Source organism: Paenibacillus nitricinens (assembly GCF_052056485.1).
GTDB classification, from domain to species: domain Bacteria; phylum Bacillota; class Bacilli; order Paenibacillales; family Paenibacillaceae; genus Paenibacillus_AQ; species Paenibacillus_AQ nitricinens.
In genome coordinates, this window is record NZ_CP183948.1 from 3,338,236 (window position 1) to 3,362,528 (window position 24,293).

Genomic DNA, 24,293 nt, shown 5'->3' on the forward strand with positions numbered 1-24,293 from the left:
AGGATGAATATGTCAACAGCGGTAGCAAAAGAATTTTGGTTTGTCGTAGGTTCGCAACATCTTTATGGGGAAGAAGCATTGGCTGAAGTTAAAGCACACGCACAAACGATGACAGATGCTTTGAATAAAAGCGGAGTTTTGCCTTACCCACTAGTATTGCAGGATTTGGCTGTCAGCGCAGATAAAATCACCAACATCATGAAAGAAGTTAACTACCGTGACGAAGTTGCCGGTGTCATCACTTGGATGCATACGTTCTCACCTGCAAAAATGTGGATCCGCGGAACTAAGATGCTGCAAAAGCCTTTGCTTCATCTAGCTACGCAATATAATGAAAGTATTCCTTGGGCAACAATTGATATGGACTTCATGAATCTAAACCAAGCGGCACATGGTGACCGTGAATATGGTTTCATAAATGCACGGTTGAACAAACAAAACAAAGTGGTAGTAGGTTACTGGGAACGTCCTGAAGTCCAAAAGCAAATTGCAGAATGGATGGACGTAGCGGTTGCTTATAATGAAAGCTTCAATATCAAAGTCGCTCGCTTTGGTGATAACATGCGTAACGTTGGCGTAACCGAAGGAGATAAGGTTGAAGCCCAAATTCAATTTGGATGGACTGTGGACTATTTTGGTATTGGCGATCTAGTGCAAATTATTAATGATGTTAAAGAAGAAGAAATCGATGCTTTGTTCGCTGAATATGCGGAGCTGTATGAGTTTGATTATGGTACTAACAGCAAAGAAGCTTGGGAAGCTAGCGTAAGAGTTCAAGCAAGCTATGAAATCGCTATTAAACGTTTCCTAGACCAAGGTGGTTATAATGCCTTCACGTCAAACTTCGAAGATTTGCATGGCATGAAACAACTTCCTGGACTTGCTGTTCAACGTCTAATGGCACAAGGCTATGGTTTTGCTGGGGAAGGCGATTGGAAGACTGCAGCACTTGATCGTTTGCTTAAAGTGATGAGTCATAATCAATCCACCGGCTTTATGGAAGATTACACATATGAATTGACGGTTGGACAAGAATCGATCCTTCAATCCCACATGCTTGAAGTAGACCCTACTTTGGCAAGCAACAAACCAAAAATCATCGTATCACCGCTAGGTATTGGTGGTAAAGACGATCCAGCACGTTTAGTATTTGATGGTAAAGCAGGAGACGGTGTCGTAGTTTCCATGGCTGACTTCGGTACTCATTACAAACTTTTGATCAATGAAGTTACTGCTTTTGAACCAACTGTTCCAGCTCCAAACCTTCCAGTAGCTCGTGTCCTTTGGAATGTTAAACCAAACTTCCAAGACGGGGTTAAAGCATGGATCGAAAATGGTGGCGGTCATCACACCGTTGTATCATTAACACTTACAACAGACCAAATTATTGCTTACGCAAAACTTGTTAACTTGGAATATGTAGTTATTAAATAATAGCAAAGCTTTATTACGATTAATAGGACTCCAATCCTCGACCTTTTTGAGGAATGGAGTCCTATTGTTTTGTTCGATTTCCTTCAATAAATGCGATAATTTCCACTAAGGGCCAGTAAACTAAAGAAGTACAGACAGTTATCATAATAACGACGTTGTCCGGTGCGCAAAGGCGTATTCCAAAACAAACGGACAAAATGCTCTGCCTCCGGGCCATCAGAAGCAAGGGAAGCCATGGCGTTGGTCGCCAAAAGACCTACCGGATGCAGCGCCGGTTCCTCGAAGGGCTGTCCCTCAATGGTATACCGCCGGTAATCGGAAACTTCGATATTCCTAAAAAAAGCTTGAATCCGGTTACATTGATCGACCTGCCAGCTGTCCTTTTGGAACCATGCCCAGTCCAATCCGATATTAGCCGCAACCCTGTAAGCATCACTGAAGAAATAGCTGAAATCACCATGAGGCTGGGGATCTGCCGGGGTTCCGTTAAAATTGGCATATTCGGGAGCAAGGCCAGTTATAGGATGGCATGCAGTGTGTAGGTATGTGCGGCTGGCTTCCGCCGCTTCTCGCCAAAACATGCGGTCACCTTCATCAGCCCACAAAGCGAACAAATCATAGAAATGGGGGAGATGGTAAGATGGATCACTGAAGGTGGATTCCGGTACAAATTTAATCAATTTCGTTTCCGCATCCCACATTGAGTCACCAGTGCCTGTTTCAGTTTTATGTACACAAGCACGCAATATCGTTCGGGCTTGCTCAGAATAATTATAAGGTTCCAGACCGTTCCCCCAACGTTTTGAGGCAAAAAACAGGGCCATGGCGAAAAACTCTTCCCCGTCCGGTGCAGGTCCCTGAGAAATCCTTGTACCGTCAGGCTTGCAGTGCCAAGCAAAGTAATTGGCATAACGACCTTCTTTGTGCTGCATAAACGTCTTTGAGAAGTTCCATAAACGATCAAACTCATCTTTTTTATTCATTTGAACGGCCATCATCATCCCGTACGACATTCCTTCTGACCGTACGTCTAGATTACCTGTATCCAGAATATAGCTTTTATACTCGTCCTGCGGATAGTAGATTCGTACGTTCGGATCTCCATAAAATAAATCATTCCAAGTTATATCAATTTTAGCGTTGATTTCATCTTCAGAGAAGCCAAGCTCCTTAAATAAATTTCGATATTCCCCCGTATAAAAAGCACCTTGTTGTGTTATTGACATCAGAATCCCCTCCAGTGAACTACAGCATGCCGCCTATTTCATTAAAAAACTAAGGATGGATAGTTTGAATAGTGCCGTCATCGTTGTATTTCAGCTCCGTATATTTTACAGAACGCTTATTGTCAGCTCCACCAGACAAAGAACTGTCATGATAAAATAGATACCATTTCTCTTTAAACTGAACAATAGAATGGTGTGTTGTCCAGCCCAGGACTGGTGAAAGTATTATTCCTTGATATACATAAGGCCCAAACGGATCTTTACTGATAGCGTATACAATATTATGGGTAGTTCCCGTGGAATAAGAAAGATAATAATATCCGTTATATTTATGTACCCATGGACCTTCAAAATATCTTCTCTCTTCATCTCCAGCAAGAATCGGATTTCCGTTCGAATCAATGATGGATATTTCTCTAGGTTCACCTTCAAAGCTCATCATGTCCTCGCTCAGCTCCGCCACGATAGGTCCAAGTGCTGGCGCCGTCTCAGCCGGGCCTTCGGCATCCGCAACAAATGAGCCAGTTTGCCATTTTTCAAGTTGACCGCCCCAAAGACCACCAAAATAAATATATGATTTGCCATCATCATCAACGAAAACAGCAGGATCAATGCTATAACTGCCGGGAATATAGTTTGGTTCAGGTGTAAACGGTCCGGAAGGTGAAGCTGAGGTAGCAACCCCGATTCGGAAAATATCGTCATGGTCTCTGGCTGGGAAAAACAAATAGTAGGTATTGTTTTTGTATGCTGCATCCGGAGCCCACATTTGCTGCTTGGCCCATGGGACATCCTTCACATGAAGCACTTCACCGTGGTCGATACAAGGGGAGCCCTCTCCATCAATAGATAGAACATGGTAATCCTCCATATTATATTGGTCACCGTTGTCATTAGAGATCATATCGTGATCCAGGTCATGAGAGGGATAAATATAAATTTTACCTTCAAATACATGAGCGGAAGGATCCGCAGTATAAATATGAGTTACGAGAGGCACATTGGGTTGCGCAGGCTTTGTCAAGTCATTTCCTCCTATAAAGTTAATCGCTTACAATGTTAATGGTATAAGAACTTTAAGGCTCTGTATATATAGCAACTATAGTTTATACCCCACAAAGTTTAGATGTTGCTTTCTTGATCTTGTCGAATCCTTACCCTCGTCAAGTACAATTCGGATAAGTTCAATACAACGCTGAAGGTGTTTGATATCAGGCCTCCTGAAATTTAATTAATAGATAAATCTCACGAACAGCAGGCCAGAGCCTGTTTGTTCCCCGCATTCTTCTATGTTAGCATGTAAAGTATTCGATTAAAAATATGTCATGCAATTTCAAGATAGGGAGGGCATCTAGAAATGAAACACCCATTTATATTAAATGCCGTTTGGAACGGCGGACGTAATAGTGATGGAACGATTGAAGCCGGACAGCTCAAGACACAAATTTCCATTCCGAAGGAAATGGGCGGGCCCGGAATTGGAACGAATCCAGATGAGATGCTTCTGGGTGCAGCAGCAACCTGCTATCTCATTACACTTGCAGCCATGCTGGAGCGATCCGAGCTTATAACTTCAAATCTGATCTTAACATCAGAGGCGACAGTGGATGTAACAAATAACATTTTTACATATGAAGCGATCAAACATTCACCTGTAATCACACTTTCTAAAGACGCGTCACAAGTCGATATCGATAAAGCTATCCATATTGCCCATAAAGCGGAAGGCTCTTGCATGATCTCCAGAGCTGTAGCAGGAAACGTACAAATTACTACACAGCCAACAGTGCTGACATCAAGTATGTAAGGATAGGTTCTAAAGCAGTAGTTATCCCTTAGGAATCAGAGAGGAGAAATAAACTTTGAACATTGAGTTGTATAAGGATTTGATCAAGGATGAACGTGGGAATTATTACGTAGCGGTACACAAAGAGGACAATGAACTGACCTTGGTAAATGCAATGCTTGAGCGTTCTTACCAGGACCTGCTGGAATTTAACGAAGCGTTTAAAAAGAAATATGCGGAATACGAGCACCAGTTCATCGGCAAAGTGATTATGGATAAGCTGCGGCACGATGTTGTGTTCGCGTCCAAAGAAGACGGCCATGGACGAATGTATAATCTGGCAGCGGTTGCTGGCGATTACAAGGTTACTTTTATTGATATGATTGAATTTTACCGAAACCCTCGAGTAGGACGTAGCTATGACCATGACAGCCATTAAGCTTAGTGTATTGGACCTTGTGCCTGTATTTGATGATGTGGATGCAAGCTTTGCTTTAGGACAAGCGGTGGAACTGGCTCAAACAGCTGAAAGACTGGGATATACTCGTTATTGGGTTGCCGAACATCATGATATGCCGGGCTTAGCGTGTACCTCCACAGAGGTGTTTTTATCGCATATTGGAGCGAGAACACAGCATATCCGCATCGGGTCGGGAGCTTTATTGCTGCCGCACTATAAGCCGTTAAAAGTGGTAGAATCATTTCATTTGCTGGCAAGTTTATATCCTGGACGTATCGACCTTGGATTAGGCCGGGCTCCTGGTGGTGCTGCTGAAGTAAGTTTAGCGCTGAGCGGAAATTTTCTCGAAAATGTTTGGAAAATGCCAGAGCTGCTTAAGGGAGTTACCGAATTGTTGCAGGGGAACTATTCATATGAAGGACGTCAGATAACCGCCCGTCCGACTCCACCCGAATCGCCAGAGTTGTGGATGCTGGGCACTAACAAGAAGAGTGCAGCATATGCTGCCGAGTTTGGTGCAGGCTATGTGTTTGGTCAATTCATGAGCGATGTAGCCGGGGAAGAAATTTTGCAAGCTTATCGAGAAGCCTTTGCGCCTTCTTCAGTTAATGCTATGCCTCGGGCCATCGTAGCAGTTGGCGTCATTTGCGCCGAGACAGAGGAAGAAGCAATGCAGCTAGCCTCTTCCAGTATGACATTATTTCAACAAGAAGGCTCAGCCGAAGAAAAATCCAAACTTTTGGAACGCAAACTGCTGATAGGCACACCCAAAAGCATTAAAAAAAAGCTGGAACAGTTATCTCACTTGTATGGAGTTGAAGAATTCATTATCGTTACTATGATTCCAGACTATGAGAAACGGCTGCATTCGTTTGAGTTGCTTGCCCGTGCTTGCTTGGATTCTAACTAGCTCTTTCTTCATGCAATTAAGGAGGTCCACATAGATGCAGACTAATCCCTCTGACTCCATTAAAATCCCTCCCGGATTTTGGGCTGGATTAATTCAATTAGGGATAACCGCTCAAGATATAGCCAGTAAAGCAGGTCTTCCCCTGAACCTTATCACGGAGTCAGTAGTCAGCACAGCCCAATATTTCGCTATCTGGCAGGCATATTCGGATCTCGTTGGAGATACTGCTGAGGGAATCATCAAGCTAGCAACCGTTTTTGAAACTACACAATATCCGCCGACCGTCTTAGCTACTTATCATGCTAAAGATTATCGTGACGCTCTAAACCGAATGGTGCGCTATAAACGAATGTGTCCTCCAGAAAGCTTGCATATTCTCGAGGAGGGAGAGCTATGTACAATCGAATTGAATTGGCAGCATCCCGAGTATTCCGGTCCACCGCTGCTGCTTGGCCTTACCCTGGCGTTTTTACTGGAGCTTGGGCGGCGGGGAACAGGTATACCTATGACAGCACAGTCTGTAGAATTTTCACAACCCATAGGGGATTTACAGGTTCTTGAAGCTTATTTCGGCTGTCGAATTCAGATCGGTGCTGAGACTAACCGTTTAACACTATGCCGAAGTGATTTGGATCTGCCCTTTATCTCGTATAACGAAGAGTTGCTAGAGATTCTGACTCCCGTTTTGGATCAGACACTTGCTGAACAACAGGGCAGTCACTCCATTACGGAAAGGGTCAAATGGATTATGAAACGCAGTCTTAGCGGAGGGAAACCCGAGATTCAAACCGTTGCAAATGAGCTAAGGATGAGTGCTCGTACCTTACAACGGAGGCTTACTGAAGAAAATACGAGCTTCAAGCATTTGCTGGCACAAGCTAGACATGAGCAGGCGCGAGCGTATTTAGCAGATCCTTCCCTCGATGTTAAAGAGGTGGCTTTCTTGATCGGATATGAAGATCAGAACTCGTTCTACCGTGCCTTCCGACTTTGGGAAGGAGATACTCCTTCAAATTGGCGTGTTAAACAAGAAGTTTGGCGCAAGACGCTAGTTACTGAATAATCCCGGTAAGATAGTATAATTACTAGCCGGTACACAGTACAGCGCTTGAGAAACTGCTAATTAACTCGCCATGATAAAAGGAGAAATGAAATATGGATATGGGATTAAACAATAAGATAGCTTTAATTACAGGATCAACAAAAGGTATTGGTAAAGCTATCGCCTTTGAACTTGCCAACGAAGGCGTTAATGTACTAATAAATGGACGGAATTATGAAAAGGTAGAACAAACAGTAAATGAAATTAAAGCAAAATTTCCGGAAACTTCTCCTCAGAATGCTGCTGCCGATATTGTAGATATGGGACAGAGAGAAGCTTTACTTGAAAAATATCCCCATATCGATATTTTAGTTAATAATATGGGGATTTATGAACTGATGAGCTATGACGACGTTGATGATGAAATATTTGAAAAATACATCCGTACGAATGTTCTTGCTGCAAATGGATTAACGAAATTTTATATGCCAAAAATGTTAGAAAACAATTTTGGACGCGTGATCTTCATCGCTAGTGAAGAAGCAATAATGCCGTCAGCTCAAATGCCACAGTATGCAATGACAAAATCAATGCTATTATCGTTGGCAAAAAGCTTATCTAAATTAACAATCGGAACAGAAGTTACCGTCAATACTATCATGCCAGGACCAACACTCTCTGAAAATGTGCACCAAATCATTGATGGAATGTATTCAGATGAAGCGTTGACTTTTTCAGAAAAAGAGAAAAAATTCATGGCTGCAAACTTACCGCAATCTGAAATACAGCGATTTATTAAACCTAATGAAATAGGTAGACTAGCAGCATTTATGAGCAGTCCCTATGCCTCTGCATTTAAAGGCTCTCCGATCCGGATGGATGGGGGCATGGTACCTACTATTTTCTAAATGTAGTATCGATACAAAAAAAGCCACTCCTTATGAAGTGCTCCCTGTCAAGTGGACAGTGTAAAAAACAAAAATAGTTAGTTTAGATACCTCAGCTCGTATTACTAGAGCTGAGGTATTTTCGTTATGCAGCTCGTCGGTATTCGTTAGGTGACAAGCCATCCAAACATTCTGTATAGCGGTAATTATTGTAGTAGTGAATATATTTGCTAACCTCCGTGAGGACTTCTTCATAGGTATCAAATTTTGTAAGATAATAGCTTTCTGCCTTGTAAGTACCCCAAAAACGCTCAATAGGTTGGTTATCCAAACATCGGCTCACACGAGACATGCTTTTCTTAAATCCGTATTTCACATGAAGTCGGTTATACTCATGTGACGTGTACTGGAAACCTCTGTCGCTTTGTAGAAGAGGAGATACGCCAGGATTCTTCGCGTAAGCCCTTTTCAACGTATCCATCACGAGTTTATTGTTGTTGGAATGGCTTAATACCCATGAAACAATGGAATTATCATATACATCAATAATGGCACTCAAATAGGCTTTGCGCCCATTCCCGTACTTCAGTTCTGTCACATCTGTACACCATTTTGAATTAGGGGAATTGGCATCAAAGTTACGGTTCATTACATTTTCAGCTACATGGATCTCCGTAGCTTTCACATAACTTGCTCGTTTTCTGCGAATGACTGCTTTAAGCCCAAGAGCACACATAATTCGGTAATAACGCTTTTTGTTGTACTGCTTTTTGAGCTTTCGGTTTAATTGCGTGCGCATTTGACGGTAGCCAAGAATCCCTTTTCGCTTGTCATATCGTAGCTTTACTTCTTTCGCTAACGCACGAGTTTCAAGTTCTATGCAAGAGGGTTTCCATTTTAACCACTTGTAATAGGCAGATCGAGCAACCCCAGCTAACGCACACAACTTCGTAATTGCGTGACCTTTTTCTTTGTTCAGTTCTTGAATCGCTTGATACAAGTTTACTTGTCGAACGAGGGTTAGCGTGTATTTCGTCGCTTGATCTCTGCCAACTTTTTTGCGAAGTCATTCTCCATCTCTAGGTATTCATTTCGCGCTTCTAGCTCTTTAATCCGTAGCTTAAGACGTTCATGCTCCTCTAGTTCTTCTACAGGCTTTTTACGACCTCGATTGTCCTGAAGAGCTTCCTCACGGCCAGCTTGATATTTCCGAACCCATGCGTAAACTTGCTGATAAGATACACCGTATTTTTCAATCGCTTTCTGATAATCCAATTCATTAGCGATGGTATATTGTGCAATTTCAATACGTTCTTCGAAAGTTGTTTTACGTCCTTTGTTCATATGAGATAGTCCTTTTCCTTTATGTGTAGGTTTTAATTCTATCTCATTAGTATACTTGGTAATCCATTTGATCAAAACACTTCTACTTGAAATATGATGCTTGTTTGTCGCCTCTTCAACGGAGAAACGACCAGACAACACTTCGTTAACAGCAGCCAGTTTGAATTCCTTAGAGTATGTTTTCCATGTTCTCGATTCCTTTAACCCGTCCAAACCATCTGCTTTATATTTCCTAATCCATTCTCTAACCGTGTGCGAACTAAGACCTCGCTGTTTTGCCTCATAGTTTGGATTCGACTTGTGCTCAAGGCACAGCCGTACGACATGTAATTTTACTTCTAAAGATGCTGGACTTCTTTTAGACATTAGAAAAACTCCCGTCATTGTAGCAGTAGAAGTTTTTGTTTTTTCTACTGTCTACTATGACGGGAGCATATCATTATGGAATGGCTTTTTTTGATATATTATTCACTGTCCTCCGGTATAACAAAGGATACCAAAGTACCTTCACCTTGTTTACTTTGAATAAAAAGACCCTGACCATACAATTGCATCAGTCTTCGATGGGTGTTAGCCAGTCCGATGCCGCTTTTAGCTTTCATGGTCGGTTCCAGCAACAACGCAAGCGTTCTATGATCCATACCTAACCCATTATCCTCCACTTCGATCTTTATAGCCTTGTTCAGACGTGTGGTCCGAATATAAACGGTACCACCCTGCTGACGCTTGAGCAGACCATGCTTAATAGCATTTTCTACCAAGGGCTGGATGGATAGAGGGGGTAACAGGATATTAATGTCTGGATCCACCTCCCAAACAACGGAAATTCGTTCTGCGAATCGTGTTTGTTCAATATACAAATAAGATTCTACCAGCTCTAGTTCATGAGAAAGGTTCACGAGTTCTCCGATATTTAAAAAGTCAAAGCTGATTCGCAAAAAGGAAGTAAATGCAGTAATGAGCTCTTGCATCTTTTTAGTATCCATATCACTGAGTGCCGCAATAGAGTTCAATGTATTGAACAAGAAATGGGGTTGAATCTGTGCCTGTAGATAAGCCGCTTCAATACGCACCCGTTCATTAAAAGAAATTTTCATCGCTGTTAAGGCTCGAATGCGATATTTGAGTTCAACTGCATCCACAGGTTTGGTAACATAATCATTTGCGCCGGAGTAGAATCCTGTGTAGATATCCTCAGGTTGACTGCGGGCAGTCAGCAATATTACTGGGAGCTCATATAACGAATAACGCGCGCGAACCTTTTGCGTTAATTCATATCCTGACATATGCGGCATCATTACATCACTAATCAGTAAATCCCAACGCTTTTTATCTAGCCAATCCAGTGCTTCTTGCGCTGAGTTTACCGTCGTAATGAGATAAGGTTCGTTTTCAAGAATGCCCTTTAGCACATTCAGATTAACAGGGTCGTCATCTACCACCAAGAGATTCACCTTGGCGTCTGTAAAGAGTGGCGGGATTTTGTCAGTATGTTGATTAGTTTGTTCGGAAATCCCCCATTTAGCCATCTGCTTATAAATCTCATCTGGTGTATACGTTGTTATAGGTGCAGCCTCTCTTACTATCTGTCCGCTATAGGGATCAGCAAGGGGGAGTGCAAAACTGAAAGTTGAACCTTTGCCGAGTTCAGAAAGGATGCTCAAGCTGCCACCATGCAGTTCTACCAGCTGCCTGCTAATGCTTAGTCCCAGTCCAATTCCACGCCCGTCATTTATTCCGTGAGGGCCTTGCTCATAGGGGAGGAATACCCGCGCCATGGTCTCTTCGGTCATGCCTACTCCGGTATCTGTTACATAAATAAAGATATGAGCGTCTTTTTCCTCAGCTGAAACAGAAACAAGTCCTTGCTCGGTGTATTTGAGCGCGTTGTGCACTAGATTTAATAATACTTGTACTAGTCGTTTCTCATCCGCAAGAATAGGAGGTATAGATTCTGGTATGTTCATGGATAACCGTACCGGTTTACCTTCAATCATATATTGAAGCATATTGATGACTCCGGGAACCACCGATTGAACTAAAATAGGCTCCTGATGCAAAATAACGCGATGCTCTTGAAGACGTACTACATCCAGTAGATCACCAAGCATATGGGACATACGGCGGCTGATGGTAATCAGTAACTCCATATCTTGCCGACTACTCTCGTTGAGCCTGTCCTTTTCCTTCGTTATTATATTTTGCGCGATATTCATAATTCCATGAACTGGTGTTCGCAGCTCGTGAGAGGTATTGGCAAGAAACTGATCCTTAAGTTTATCTGCTTTTTTCAGCTGCTCATTTAGCTCCATGTTCTCTTTGGCATTCTGAAAATACTTTTTAAACCAATAAGCTGAGAAGCCTACGATGGCGGCAATAATATCTACAGGATAGTAGACAATTGAATAGTGGCCGTTACTATCCCACAAGTTCCATAACAAATTAGAGATGATGGCCGCACCTGATATCAGTAGAAAAACAACATCTTTATCATCTTGCCTTTTGAACAATAAGCGTCCCAAGCTATAGATCAACCAGATAAAGGGAATATACTGAAACACTTGAATGATACCCCAGTGAATCGATGTACTGACCAAATAAGCAGGAACAATAAATATAAATAAGGTATAAAGGAAAAGACACCACGTGTAAGCGCGTAACCACTTGTTGACTTCGGCACCTGAGGTGAATTTCCTGAAAACAAGCAGAATAAAAAGGTTCTGCCATAAGAAGGCGATTAAACGGATTTTTAAAGACCAAGTGTAATTAATCGGCAGTAATACTAGAACTAAATTGTCATTTCGGGCCAAAAGGATGACAGCTACAGATAATGTCATTAGCCCTACAAGGAACAGAGCACGTTCTTTAGGATTAAATAAATACAGAATACAGGCATACAGCCCATGTAGTAGCAGGATGATTGCAGTAAGCATTTGAAATCCAACGGTATAAAAATTTGTCCGGTTAACCACTTCCTGAGAGCCAAAGAAAATAGGCCCGCTAATACCGCCTTTATAGGGGTGATCAAAGTTTACTACCTGAATAAGTACATCTATTTCTGTCATATTTTCCGAAAAATATGATGCTGTAAATGAGGTAGTTTTTGGTGCATATGTATTGGTATCGAGAGAAATTATCCCATTATTGTGAATAGGGCTGCCGTTAATTTCCACACTGGAGGCGGAATAAATTTGTTTGATCCAGAACGAGATAGGCTGCTGAAGCGGTTCTACCAAAATACGCAGGCGGTACGTCCCATATCCATATGATGTTGTGTGATCAGTTCCGATAGCATTGCTCCAATTCCCAGGAACTTGAAGCGCTTGGGATTGCCTTGGGATAGTGGAAGTCTTGGACGAAACAAATTGCGAAGGATAGAAGCTCCATTCACCATCTAGCCTGAATAAGTTCGCCTTCTCCAGATCCTGGCCACGTAAATCCAGTACACCGTTGCTAATCATAGGTACATTGTTGGAAACCTTAAATATGTTGAACCAAATGCAGCGTAGGCCAAAGAGAATGCTGATAAAAAGTAGAATGATTGCTAATTTGTTTAAGATAGTATTATTTTTCATGAGAACATTATAGCAAATAATTCTAATTTAGAATCTAAAATGGATTTATTAATCTAAGATGAGCAAATACCAGCATGATCTTAACGGCCAGTATAGTTATAATTGTTCTTTATAAACAATAACTTGTAAATATTGTTATTATTAGAGAGGGAGTTTTCAAAAATCTGCAATAGGTAATGCACTGAAAAGAAAAGGAATGAACCCAATGCCTAAGGAAGAAGTGTTAAAAGGCGGTAATGTAAATCATATAGTCCGTATGGCGAACACTGTTCGCCGCCCTATAGGTTATTGGAGTCCAAATGTTCATAAACTACTTAAACATTTGGAACATGAGGGCTATGAGGGAGCACCAAAATTTCTCGGAATCGATGATTCTGGCCGTGAAATATTGACATTTATTTCCGGAGAAGTTCCAGGGAATAATTATCCAAACCTTGAACCGTATATGTGGACGGACGAAACGCTTGCCGGTTTGGCACATCTTATGCGTCGTTTCCATGATGTGACTATAGTGTTCCGGCCCAATATGGAGGACAGATGGCAGCTTAGCTATGCCGATGATGCCGAACACGAAGTGATCTGTCATAATGACGCAGCGTTGTATAATGTTGTCTTTCAAAAGGAGGCTCCTGTGGCGTTGATTGATTTTGACATGGCAGGTCCAGGTCCGCGGATGTGGGACATTGCGTACAGCCTTTACACTTCTGTTCCTCTTGCGAGTTTCGCACCTAACCATACTTCTGGAACCACAGAAGCATATCAATTTGAAATCCATGCCGTAGAGCGACGTCGGCGAATTCATTTGTTTTTTGAAGCTTATGGAATTCCCGTCCCAAATAATCTGCGACAGTGGATTATACAACGTTTGATAGTACTGTGTGATACGCTACGAAATGGTGCCGCCGAAGGGAATCCTGCCTTTCAGAAAATGGTTGACGAGGGTCACTTAGCCCACTATGAGAGTGAGATACGTTTTGTAACTGATCATTTCGAAGATTGGATATAAAAATCGGATATTCCGCTCACGGACAGGATAATTGAATAAAATTAAAAAAGTATACCATTGGAATTGAGGTCTGAGAATGAGAGTAAAGCGAATTGTAACCAATATTAAAACACAGAATGCTTCAGCAGCAAAAAGCTTTTACCAGGACGTCCTCGAGCTTGATTTATTGATGGATCATGGTTGGATCAAAACATACGGCTTACTAGGGAAGGAGAACATTCAAATAAGCTTCGCCTCACAGGGCGGCTCCAATACGCCAACTCCAGATCTATCAATTGAAGTTGATGATGTCGATGCGGTGTTTGAACGTATGAAGAATGCTGGATACACGATAGAATATGGACCTGTTGATGAGCCTTGGGGAGTCCGGCGATTCTATGTACGCGACCCATTTGGCAAACTTATCAACATCCTTGCTCATGGACATTAGATAAACGGTCACATCGTGCAGAGATCTAGATTGTTAATCTATCGGAATCAATTCCGTCCCTTTAGGGACGGAGTTTTTTGCGTTCTTATAAATGATTTTAAGGAAGCGTGATTAGGTCCTCCAAAAATCTATGCTCACTCAATAGTGTTTCATATATTTCATAAGCTCAGAAATTCCTAAAAACTGCTTCATTAATTGACTATTTAATTTTTGTAACGCAAGCTCGAAAGACAATTCAACTTTCTTGTAGCTTTGTGTCTCTATTTCATTCAGGAGTTGTTTCATATTCTCGATATAATACACGGTCTTCCTTAAACTGCTGATCAGGATAATCTTTCTTAATTCCGTTAGCGTATAAACTCTATAGCCGTTGTCTTTGTTTCTATTCGAGGTAACTAGTCCTTCTTGTTCCCAATGTCGAATGGCTGATGGCTTAACGCCTGCTATTTGTGCAACTTCACCAATTGTCATTGCGTTTATTTCCTCTAAATCATTGTATTTTGATATATCTGCGTTTCGGAACATGCTTAATACATCCGCTAACCTATGTTTTTCCGTTTGTGTATTATACTGTTCCTGATTGATTGACCAAAGTGCATACTCCATTTGCCGGGCTTTAATCTTTCTCATCACATCGTACACAACTGGAATCTCATATCCTTGTAAAAGTGTCCGAATCGTAATAAAAGCTTGAATATGAATGTCTGTATAACATCGACGATTGCTAGCAGTCCTCGGGACTTCGGGAATTAAGCCTTGATCTTCATATCTTCTTAAAGTAGTGGTACTTACATTTAATTTCTTAGCTATCATTGTTGGTGTATAAATATCTCCCATAATGGCCATCGCCCCAAAACATTAAAGTTAAACCTTCAAGTGCTACAACAATATTAAATCTAATTTAACGACATATATCAAGGTTTAGAATGGGATAAACCGAAAGATTGCATGGATGTTATATGATATTTCTATAAAACACTAAGGAGAGGATTGTTTGAAAAAAATCATACGATTAAACAACCATTCAGCAATAGAAGTAGGATTAACAGGAGGATCAGATCGTCCAACCATCATGTTACCTATCGCTAAAAAATCCGTGTACAATCAGGAAGCAGAAAATCTAAAGCTTTGGGGCGTAGATCCTGAAATAGGTAAACATTTTGTTGAAGGTCTTTCGGATACCTTTCAAGTGCTTTACTTTGATTATGAAGGTCATCTCTTTCAACATCCAGTGGACAACTTAACTGTAGACCATATTGTGAAGGATCTGCTCCTCATTGCTGATGAAATGAACGTTAAGAGCTTTAGCTACTACGGATATTCATGGTTAGCTTTAATTGGTCTACAATTGGGTATCAGAACAAATCGTCTGGAAAGCTTGGTCATGGGAGGTTTTCCGCCTTATAAGGGTCCCTATCAAGAGATGCTGATTGTAACTCAGAAAACACATACCCAAGCTTTGAATAATCAAAATGAGGCAGCTGAAAAAAGCTCTATCGAAACAGAGAATCTTGATGAGATAGACTGGGACAACATCAAAGTATCAATGGATACCCGTGTAACAGCTCAATTTGTTGCCTTATACGAGAGCCTTACCGCTTTTGATGATCGTAGTATTCACCATTTGCTGAGTCTCCCAAAATTAGCTTTTGCAGGAGAAAATGATACTATCGTATATGGTGAGAATTTTGGGAATGTTACTGTGGACATCGGCGGGATATTAAAAAAGAATAAAGAACAATTGACTGATTTAGGCTGGGATGTTGAAATTCTAAGGGGAACCCAAATGGATCATACCAAAGCTATGCAGCCAGCCGTGGTGTTACCATTGATTAAACCCTGGTTTGTAAAACAACTATAAATAAAAAAGGGAAGATTTAATAGATTAGCCGGTGTTGCCTATTAAAGGGTAAACCGGCTTTTTTTCACGCGTCATATTTTTAGCATGGAATGTCGAAGCTTATGAAGACCCAAAATGTTTTCTTGCTTTGATTACTTAAGAAAATAAACTTTTTTGCAACCTAAACCCTACTTTCCTTACTTTATAAGTGAGGCCTTAATAAACTGAACGGAAGTGATGGAGTGGAAGATAGTGAAATCATACAATTGTACTTTGCGCGCAATGAATCAGCAATAGAAGAAACCTCCCGAAAATATAGGAACTATTGTATTAAGATCGCTCATAACATTTTATCTAATATTGAAGATTCGGAAGAATGCGTGAACGATACTTTTTTAGGGGCGTGGGAAGCGATACCGCCGAAATCACCTTCAAAGCTATCATCTTTTCTGGGGAGGATCACACGAAACATCGCTTTAAATAAATACGATTATTATATGGCCAAAAAGCGGAATAAAAAATTCGATACGATTCTTGATGAATTAAATGATTGTTTATTCTCGCCAGACAATGTTGAGAGTCAATACGAGGAAGAACAAATGGCTGAATCCATAAGCAATTTCCTGCTGAAGATAAACGAAGATCATCGAAATATTTTTCTGAGACGTTACTGGTACTCCGATTCTTTGGCTGAAATCTCAGCGCGATTTGCAATAAGTGAAAGTAAGACCAAATCAGTTCTTTTCAGAACACGAAAAAAACTCCAAATATACCTTATGAAAGAGGGCTATATCCTATGAATAATAAAGATCTATTTAAGACGATTGGTTATGTAGACGAACATCTGGTAGAAAAGGCTAACACAGCTAGACGCACTCATAAGAAAACATTTGCGAAATGGGGAACTATGGCTGCTTGCGCTGCACTAATATTAGGAATTGCCATTTACAGCTCTCCTCTGAAGACATCAATGACTAATTCACCACAAATATCGCAGCAAACACCAGTATCAGCTCCCAACGGTGTTCGGAAAATTTTAAATTACAACGGATTTCGTTATGCATTCGTAAGTGATGGTGCTCAGTTTAAGTTCACAGGAATGAAGCCTGAGAAATCACTTGGAACCTTAGAGTATGATATGAACCAAGAGATCGGGAAGGACGATGGAGATAAGGATCTAGAAAAGGATTATTCCTCTACGTTCGCTGTTGGCGGAAAACTATATGAAATTCCGACGTACCCATCCCAGTTCCGTATTGCGGTTAAGTATGAAGAACAGTACTATTTGGCTGAAATTGTGGCGAAGGTAAACGATGCTAAGATGACCGCTAAGGAATATCTGGATATGTCTAACCTGAAAAAGCAGGTGAAAGATATCCATGTTCTTAATCATGTGGGGAATGAAGAGTTGAAAAAAATGACGGATCATGTTGCTGTGGAATCTATCATTGATGGGCTATACACCGCGACAACAGCTAATTTAAGCAATAAGGAATACGAGGCTATAGCAGGGGCGCAGTCTCAAGGAAAATCGTATCAACTACAGTTCAACCTCAAGGATGGAACCCATATGGCTATGTATATCATTCCCGAATTAAAAGTCGTATCTATGGGAGATGCCTATTATCAATTGTCTGACACCTTCTTTGATCAATCCGGTGAGCTCTTTTCAGGGCTTAAACAAGAAGTGTTGCCGCTTTACTGAGTAGAGAAATTTGGAGCTGAAGAATTACCAGAACTCAATTAATCTGGAATAGGAAAGAGGAATAGGAGGGCGTGTAGTCCTCCTATTCCATATTTCAATATTTAAAAGAACAGATAATTAATTTCAGGGATCTTGACACGACACCTTTTGGTGTCCTATAATCAATATGACACTAAATGGTGTCCTATTGGGTACTGATGAAGTATAATCGGTGACACTACAGGTAATATTACGGAAAAGGTGGGGGTGGTTTTGAACGATAATAGTCAAATGAGGGATGTTTATGACGCTGTTGCAGATCCAACTAGGCGAAAACTACTTCAAATATTGGCTGATGTTGATGAATTACCCCTACATGAAATTACGGTTCATTTTGAAATGGGTCGTACTGCAGTTTCTAAGCACTTGTCTATTCTTAAAGATGCTGATCTTGTAATTGCTCGAAAGGTTGGTAGAGAAACGAGATATAGGTTGAATGCCAATCCATTGAAAGAAATTCGAGATTGGGTATCTTTTTATGAAGGTTTCTGGAAAGAAAGAATTGATAAACTAAAACTTTTATTGGAGGAAGAACTATGAAACCAGATGTATCCTTAGATTTTCAATTTACAAGTTCAATCGAGAAGGTATGGAACGCTTTAACGGATTCAGATACACTTGCGAAATGGATTTGGAGCAATGACTTTAAACCAGTCGTAGGACATAAATTCCAATTTCGTGCAGAGCCTAATGAATGGTGGGATGGCATTGTAAATTGCGAGGTTCTCGTAGTAGAAGAGCCACATACATTATCTTATACTTGGCATAGTGCCGGAGAAGGCACTACGGTTACTTGGACTTTGAGCAAAGAGTCTGACGGTAAGGTTCATCTTCATCTTGGTCAATCTGGATTTAGTGAAGAAACCAAAGCACGTCAAGGTGCGATCGAAGGGGCTAAATATGCCTGGACGAATATGGGCAGCCAGCTTGAAAAGGTATTAGCAGAATTCTAAAATAAATCGCCAATGATTCAAAATCATTGGCTTGGTTCAAGAATAGGGCGCTTTTCTGAAATACGGAAAGTGCCCTTTTTAATGGAATAAATCATGGCAATACTATTTGAAGAGAATGGAGATGAGATGAAATCACTATGAGAATAAACCGATTAATTGCAAACAATATTAATAAGTTAGATGCAGTACTACCCGTAGAGCAATCCCTAGGGATTGCAGGTTTGTCTGGTTCTGGTAAAACAACCTTTTGTCAAACCATCGGCGAAGAATCCAAGAAGCGTCTCGTTTCTTTATTGCCAAAGGCAGAATATCAGTATTTATTCCCTAACATTATGGAAACTAACTTTAGTGCGATCCAGATGGAAGAAATGCCACTTGTACTTTTTCTAGGGAGATCATCGATTTCTTCCAATCCTCGATCAACCATAGGCACACATACGGGTGTGTTTACAGAGATTCGCGTTACGCTTGCTGAACAATTCAACCTATCTCCTGAGGTATTTTCATTTAATAATGAATTAGGTTGGTGTCCGGATTGTAAAGGTCGCGGCACCACTAAAAATATCGAATGTAAAAAGTGTAAGGGTAACCGCTATAATCACGAAACTGAACAATATAAAATAAAGGTATTGAATCAAGACATGAGTATTTCCGATATCAATGACTTGAGTATTGAAACTATTTTTTCTTTGGCAGAAGTGCTGAATATTAGTGAAGGTAAACAAAACATTCTAAAGAACATAATCCATATGAATATTGGTTATTTAACCTTAAATCGCATTATGGGCACATTGTCAGGAGGAGAGTTAACACGACTTTACTTGGCAGAATTCATGGCAACTAGTGAAAATACAGTAATTATTATTGATGAAATCTCTGTGGGTCTGGATCATCAAACCCTTTTGAAAATATTAGAACAGATTAAACAGCTAGGATTTAAAAATCAAATTTGGCTCATTGATCATTCTGACACGGTATTAGATATTACGGACGAGCAATTGTTCTTTGGACCAGGTAGTGGTAAGTACGGTGGAAAAATTGTTGAAGAATCGCCACGTCCAAGCCCGATCAATGGAGACATTAATCAGGTTACACCAACAGAATACTATCATTTTCATGATCTTTATTGCCGTAATATTCAAATGGCCGAAATTCAGATCCCCCGCAATAGAGTTGTAACTTTCACAGGTGAATCTGGTTGCGGTAAATCCACACTCGTTAATGAATGTATGTCCAAAGATTTCCAGAAGCGCTATCCCAAAGATAAACTGGTGATTGTAGGGCAAGATCGGAACCAATCGATAACCAGTCGGTCGACGGTTGCGACGTTTCTAGATATTAAAAGAAAGCTCACCAAATATAGTGAAGAGATTGATGAACTTTTCCAGCGCTCCATAGAAGATATTATTGATGAACTTCCAAATGAAGATATTGCACATAGACGCTTAAGCTTATTGATCAAGCTTGGACTTGGTTATTTAACGTTGGAGAGAAAAACACAGTCATTATCAACCGGTGAATTTCAATGTGTCCATTTAGTTTCCGAGCTATTTGCGGGTTCTAGAAATCCGAATACGCTTTTTATTTTTGACGAGCCTTCCAAAGGGTTATCACAAAATATTCTAAATCAGTTCATTGACAGCATCAGGGTTATTCTTCAGGATGAATCCGTCTCTATTATGATGATTGAACATAACTCATATATGTTAGAAAACTCTGACTTTATCGTTGATTTTGGCAAAAGACAGCTCGAACCGGTGGAGCATCTCGATGTTGTCAGCCATGAAGCGTATTATCGTCAACTTAACCGTGAAGATCATGTCGCTCCATTACAAATTTCTTCCACACTGCGGCAACAAAATGGCGTCAACTATTTAAAAGAAGATCAGATTGCCTATTTCAAAAATGCAGAAAACATCTATAAAGGTGGTATCTTAAAAAGCTTATCCTCCATGGCACGTTTGATATATGGTGAATATGAATCAGATACGATTGCACCGGTCATTGCCATTGATCTGGAAAGACATTTATATAGTCAATATACTTTTCTATATGAAATTGGTGGCCTGATTAACCATATTGTAACGGCGCATCCAACGAATAAAGATACGAGCAGCTTCGATTTCTACTATCAAGATAATCATTGTCCGTGCTGTAAGGGACGTCGTGTCATTGAAAAATTTGATTTTGATGTGGTGCTTCAAGACAAAAATGTACCATTCTGGGAGGGTTTAATGCATCCAGATGCAATGGATATTCTAAAATTCTATCAATTCCCCAAGATCAAATTCATCTTTGAAGAGATTAAGAATGAACTCGGACAAGATCTCAGCAAGAGCTATAATGAAATGACGGATGAAGAAAAGCATACGTTTTGGTACGGGTATTGGGAAAAGTCATTTTATGATAAAGCAAGTAAGGCGACAAGAACTTGGGAAGGCTTTAATTACATCATTGGGAACTACATGGTGATCTCGAAGGCGATCATTAAAGAGCATATTAAACAGTCGAAAATAATGATCACTTGTCCAATTTGTAAAGGAACCGTACTGAATCATCATAAGAAGCTCAAGTTTGGCGACACAGATATCCGTGAGATTATCGGGATGCCTCTGGATCAAGTGATTGGAACCGTTGGCGAATTACAGGTGCTTGAAAAAATGAAAGCCATTGTTGGCGGTGATATGGTTCTGTCAGAGGATGTCTCACTATTGCCAAGGGAAACACAAGTCGCTCTAAAAATGCTTGAACTAGAGCTGGCGAGCTTTGCGCACTATGAAATGGTGTTACAAAATGCTTTGCCATTCTGGGGAAATATTAGCGGCAGTATTGAATCTATCCGCATCAATAATCGGATTACAATTTGTGATTTTGACAATATCAACGAAACTAGAGAAAACATCATCGATAAGTATTTCACGAATGGAAAATACAAAAAACTGACCTATGTCTATGAAGCGTTTGGGTACAAAAAACTGGTCACTTTGATTAATAAGATAAAGGCTAGTCAACCCTGTCCATTCTGCAAAGGGAAGAAAGTCATATCAGAAGATGGACTGCATGATGGTGTTTATAAGCTAACGATTCCATGTGTTCGTTGTTATGCCAGTGGCATTAATGATGAAGGGCGAAAGGAAAGCGTTGAAGGCATTGATGTGCAGACCTGGCTAACAGGTACGGTAAGTGATGTCGTGACGGAAAGCTCAACTATTGCGGAGGTAGCTGATATTCCAATCTTCAATCGTATTCGTGAGTTGAATAAACAAGAAATGATGGCCGTTTATCAATATCTTGAGCAAAATAACTAAAGAAGCGCACCGCTTAGAATAGACATTGGATCAACCTCAGGGTAAATTCCGATGAAATTCTAGGGGGTGTGTTTTTTTATATTAGCAATGAAAAGTCTTGAGTGACGATATCGTCACTTATAGTGTCACTGAAGAGTCACTTTGGAGAGATATACTAAATCCATTGACCAAATGGAGGGAATTGTGAAGACATTATGGGAGTGAAATTACGAAAAATCCTTAGTATAGGAACTATTCTTTACACGCTTTTAATTTTATATTTTTTGTTTTTTGCTTTCAACAGAGTAGCGCATCAATACAGTGAGTATGGGTATACGTTTATGTGGATTCCAGAAGATGTTCCGCTGCTTTTCCCCAACCTTTCTGACCTATCCTTTTCTTGGATTTATAATTTGGGGAATGTCGTTGCATTTATCCCATTTGGGATATTAATCCCATTATTGTATCCTTCATCTTTTAAAAAGTTTATCCTGATGTTTATCATTAGTATTTTCGTACTGGAAACACTTCAATCTTTAACTTTTCTAGGTACATTTGATGTAAGTGATATCATATCCAATACTTTAGGAGCTACCATCGGATATTGTGCCTATAAGATAGGATTTATTTCAACAATCACTTGGAAATCACTTAATAAATCGGCGTTAACTGTTGTTGTTCTATTGATAGCAATCATGGGGATCTCTGAGATCATTGATTTTACCTTGGAGAAAAAGGAAGGCGTTATCCATGGACTTCAGGAGGTGAAAGAGCTTACTGGAAATATGCCTATCACGCAAGATCTTCCCAGTTTAACAATCACAGGTAAGACCATAAACCCGAAAATGAACTTGTATAGCAGTGAAGGTGAGGAAACTCATCAATACAAATACATTTTGGGGGATAAAAAAGAGATATTGTTGTATCTTAACTTTGCTTTCCCTGTCAAAGATGATTCTAACAGTGAACTAATTATTGTAGCTGATGATAACGTAATCTTTCAAACGGCTGAACAATATAGTCCGGATATCGAACTTATAGATACTTCTTTAATTACCGTAAACGAATTAACCATTATCCTAAAAGGGAATGTGAAGCTATGGGATGTTGGTTTTAGAGAAATGAAACACTGGTGGGAATAAGAAATAACCCTTCGTTAATGTATTAACGGAGGGTTTATTTTGTAGCCTATCCCTTATACATATTCCGATATACCGCCGGGGTGAGGTTCTCGAACCTTTTGAATATTTTAATAAAATAGCCCGTATCACAGAATCCTAAATCATCGCTCACTTGATGAATGGGGGCTTCGGTGGACTCCAGCAACTGTTTAGCCCATTCAATTTTGAGTCTGGCAACGAAGAGGGAGAAATTCTCACCTGTTTCTTTGGTGAATATGCGGCTGAAATAACTGGGGCTGATATGACAAAGCTTGGCCATCTCTTTTAGATTGAAATTTTCATTCTTGTGCGCATAGATGTAATCAAACGCAGGCTGAAGTACAGTATTTGAAGCGACGAGCCTTTGAGCTCCATTTTTCAATTTGGTCTCAATGAGCGCCCCTGACAACTCTTGCTGAAGAGACTGGATTTTGCGATAGGCCAGGTCTGTCTCTTCAACAGTTTCTGCGGAAGCAGATGTATCCATATCTGTGGTCAGCACTCTTTTGTACAAATCGACGGTAGTACGCTTCTGGATCGCTTCTTCCACGATGTAGGTACTTAACTGAAGTAGTAGGTCCACGCACTTCGTTACTTCATCGTAGGATAAGACAGGAAGTGCCTCGTAATCCTCTTTGAGTGCTTGAAACTTCAGGTTCGACTCAACATTAGGGGGTCTAGATACAATCTGCTCCAGATGTGACACGTCAGGTTCACGAAGCTTGAGCTGTCCGGCCATAATTGCTCCCAGATATTGATCGTCAATAATAATGGGTATGGCAATATCAATAATATTGAAATGGCATAAATAAATATAAGGCTTGTTCTGGCGAACAGCTTCAATGCCGGCACGAGCATCACATTTTTGACAGTAGGGAGAGAGAGTAGAATCTTGGCGCACGCCTTGGCAGAAAGGCTGACAGAAGCTGTGCTTAGTCACGGGAACCCCTTTATAATCTACGGTAAGAATCGCCATTTTAGTCACGAGCGACAGAGAGTCCTGTAGTTTCTCCCATTTCTTCAAATCAATTATTTCTTCTAAATTAAATCGAGATTTGGACATCACGATAATCTCCTAGGAAAGTTATAGAAACATAATGAACATTATAGCGAATTTTTGTGCAAAAGGACAAGATAATACAATTTATTAATGAGAAGACAAAAAAACTCGATAAGAAAACGCTTTAATCTGATCTTATTGTTTCATGC

The 24,293-nt window shown here is 40.4% G+C and carries 22 protein-coding genes; 15 read left to right on the forward strand and 7 right to left on the reverse strand.

What is annotated here, in order from left to right; all coding sequences use genetic code 11:
• The first annotated feature begins 9 nt into the window (after nt 1–9).
• The gene (araA, locus tag ACN6KS_RS14760; protein WP_094874954.1) at nt 10–1,434 is read left to right on the forward strand and encodes an L-arabinose isomerase; all 1,425 of its coding nucleotides are present in this window, start codon (nt 10–12) and stop codon (nt 1,432–1,434) included.
• 83 nt (nt 1,435–1,517) lie between these two features.
• Here the strand turns inward: araA and ACN6KS_RS14765 are convergent, their stop codons facing one another.
• Together ACN6KS_RS14765 and ACN6KS_RS14770 are read right to left on the reverse strand one after the other, a co-directional pair.
• Nucleotides 1,518–2,660 (reverse strand): glycosyl hydrolase family 8, encoded by a 1,143-nt coding sequence (locus ACN6KS_RS14765; protein ID WP_440962326.1) that lies wholly within the window; start codon nt 2,658–2,660, stop codon nt 1,518–1,520.
• 49 nt (nt 2,661–2,709) lie between these two features.
• A complete protein-coding gene (locus ACN6KS_RS14770) occupies nt 2,710–3,684 on the reverse strand; it encodes a glycoside hydrolase family 43 protein (RefSeq protein WP_094868779.1) in 975 nt (324 codons plus the stop codon).
• Between the two features lie 333 nt (nt 3,685–4,017).
• Here ACN6KS_RS14770 and ACN6KS_RS14775 point away from each other — a divergent pair, with 333 nt between their 5' ends.
• From ACN6KS_RS14775 to ACN6KS_RS14795, 5 genes are all read left to right on the forward strand, one after another.
• On the forward strand, nt 4,018–4,467 hold the full coding sequence (locus ACN6KS_RS14775; RefSeq protein WP_094868780.1) for an OsmC family protein: 450 nt from the start codon (nt 4,018–4,020) through the stop codon (nt 4,465–4,467).
• A 55-nt stretch (nt 4,468–4,522) separates the two neighbouring features.
• Nucleotides 4,523–4,885 carry a hypothetical protein gene (locus ACN6KS_RS14780; RefSeq protein WP_094868781.1) on the forward strand — a complete coding sequence of 121 codons (363 nt, stop codon included), beginning with the start codon at nt 4,523–4,525 and terminating at the stop codon, nt 4,883–4,885.
• Entirely contained in the window at nt 4,866–5,816 is a 951-nt protein-coding gene (locus ACN6KS_RS14785; RefSeq protein WP_179281497.1) for an LLM class flavin-dependent oxidoreductase, read from the forward strand. The genes ACN6KS_RS14780 and ACN6KS_RS14785 overlap by 20 nt, the downstream gene beginning before the upstream one ends.
• Nucleotides 5,817–5,850: 34 nt before the next feature.
• The gene (locus ACN6KS_RS14790; RefSeq protein WP_440962327.1) at nt 5,851–6,879 is read left to right on the forward strand and encodes a helix-turn-helix domain-containing protein; all 1,029 of its coding nucleotides are present in this window, start codon (nt 5,851–5,853) and stop codon (nt 6,877–6,879) included.
• Between the two features lie 92 nt (nt 6,880–6,971).
• Nucleotides 6,972–7,766: an SDR family NAD(P)-dependent oxidoreductase gene (locus tag ACN6KS_RS14795; RefSeq protein ID WP_094868784.1), complete on the forward strand. Its 795-nt coding sequence runs from the start codon at nt 6,972–6,974 to the stop codon at nt 7,764–7,766.
• Nucleotides 7,767–7,890: 124 nt separating this feature from the next.
• Here the strand turns inward: ACN6KS_RS14795 and ACN6KS_RS14800 are convergent, their stop codons facing one another.
• The 3 genes from ACN6KS_RS14800 to ACN6KS_RS14810 form a co-directional block, all read right to left on the reverse strand.
• Nucleotides 7,891–8,745 carry an IS3 family transposase gene (locus ACN6KS_RS14800; protein WP_440960104.1) on the reverse strand — a complete coding sequence of 285 codons (855 nt, stop codon included), beginning with the start codon at nt 8,743–8,745 and terminating at the stop codon, nt 7,891–7,893.
• 20 nt (nt 8,746–8,765) lie between these two features.
• Entirely contained in the window at nt 8,766–9,455 is a 690-nt protein-coding gene (locus tag ACN6KS_RS14805) for a helix-turn-helix domain-containing protein (protein WP_440960103.1), read from the reverse strand.
• Between the two features lie 98 nt (nt 9,456–9,553).
• Nucleotides 9,554–12,550, reverse strand: a complete 2,997-nt coding sequence (locus ACN6KS_RS14810; RefSeq protein WP_440962328.1) for an ATP-binding protein — start codon at nt 12,548–12,550, stop codon at nt 9,554–9,556.
• Between the two features lie 319 nt (nt 12,551–12,869).
• Here ACN6KS_RS14810 and ACN6KS_RS14815 point away from each other — a divergent pair, with 319 nt between their 5' ends.
• A complete protein-coding gene (locus ACN6KS_RS14815; protein WP_440962329.1) occupies nt 12,870–13,670 on the forward strand; it encodes a phosphotransferase in 801 nt (266 codons plus the stop codon).
• Between the two features lie 76 nt (nt 13,671–13,746).
• Nucleotides 13,747–14,100 (forward strand): VOC family protein, encoded by a 354-nt coding sequence (locus ACN6KS_RS14820; protein WP_440962330.1) that lies wholly within the window; start codon nt 13,747–13,749, stop codon nt 14,098–14,100.
• Between the two features lie 138 nt (nt 14,101–14,238).
• On the opposite strand, the gene ACN6KS_RS14825 is transcribed toward ACN6KS_RS14820, so the two are convergent.
• Entirely contained in the window at nt 14,239–14,937 is a 699-nt protein-coding gene (locus ACN6KS_RS14825; RefSeq protein ID WP_440962331.1) for a MerR family DNA-binding transcriptional regulator, read from the reverse strand.
• A gap of 157 nt (nt 14,938–15,094) precedes the next feature.
• Between ACN6KS_RS14825 and ACN6KS_RS14830 the strand changes: the two genes are divergently transcribed.
• The 7 genes from ACN6KS_RS14830 to ACN6KS_RS14860 all read left to right on the forward strand — a co-directional run bounded on the left by ACN6KS_RS14830 (nt 15,095) and on the right by ACN6KS_RS14860 (nt 23,066).
• A complete protein-coding gene (locus ACN6KS_RS14830) occupies nt 15,095–15,961 on the forward strand; it encodes an alpha/beta fold hydrolase (RefSeq protein ID WP_094868789.1) in 867 nt (288 codons plus the stop codon).
• Between the two features lie 221 nt (nt 15,962–16,182).
• Nucleotides 16,183–16,740, forward strand: a complete 558-nt coding sequence (locus ACN6KS_RS14835) for an RNA polymerase sigma factor (protein ID WP_440962332.1) — start codon at nt 16,183–16,185, stop codon at nt 16,738–16,740.
• Nucleotides 16,737–17,645 (forward strand): hypothetical protein, encoded by a 909-nt coding sequence (locus ACN6KS_RS14840; RefSeq protein WP_440962333.1) that lies wholly within the window; start codon nt 16,737–16,739, stop codon nt 17,643–17,645. The genes ACN6KS_RS14835 and ACN6KS_RS14840 overlap by 4 nt, the downstream gene beginning before the upstream one ends.
• 252 nt (nt 17,646–17,897) lie before the next feature.
• Entirely contained in the window at nt 17,898–18,224 is a 327-nt protein-coding gene (locus tag ACN6KS_RS14845; protein ID WP_440962334.1) for an ArsR/SmtB family transcription factor, read from the forward strand.
• Nucleotides 18,221–18,637, forward strand: coding sequence for an SRPBCC family protein (locus tag ACN6KS_RS14850; protein WP_440962335.1), 417 nt, complete (start codon nt 18,221–18,223; stop codon nt 18,635–18,637). The genes ACN6KS_RS14845 and ACN6KS_RS14850 overlap by 4 nt, the downstream gene beginning before the upstream one ends.
• Before the next feature lie 137 nt (nt 18,638–18,774).
• Nucleotides 18,775–21,945, forward strand: coding sequence for an ATP-binding cassette domain-containing protein (locus tag ACN6KS_RS14855; protein ID WP_440962336.1), 3,171 nt, complete (start codon nt 18,775–18,777; stop codon nt 21,943–21,945).
• A gap of 194 nt (nt 21,946–22,139) precedes the next feature.
• Nucleotides 22,140–23,066, forward strand: a complete 927-nt coding sequence (locus ACN6KS_RS14860) for a VanZ family protein (RefSeq protein WP_440962337.1) — start codon at nt 22,140–22,142, stop codon at nt 23,064–23,066.
• Between the two features lie 46 nt (nt 23,067–23,112).
• Here ACN6KS_RS14860 and ACN6KS_RS14865 read toward each other — a convergent pair whose 3' ends face one another.
• A complete protein-coding gene (locus ACN6KS_RS14865; RefSeq protein WP_094874968.1) occupies nt 23,113–24,147 on the reverse strand; it encodes a PocR ligand-binding domain-containing protein in 1,035 nt (344 codons plus the stop codon).
• Nucleotides 24,148–24,293: the final 146 nt, after the last annotated feature.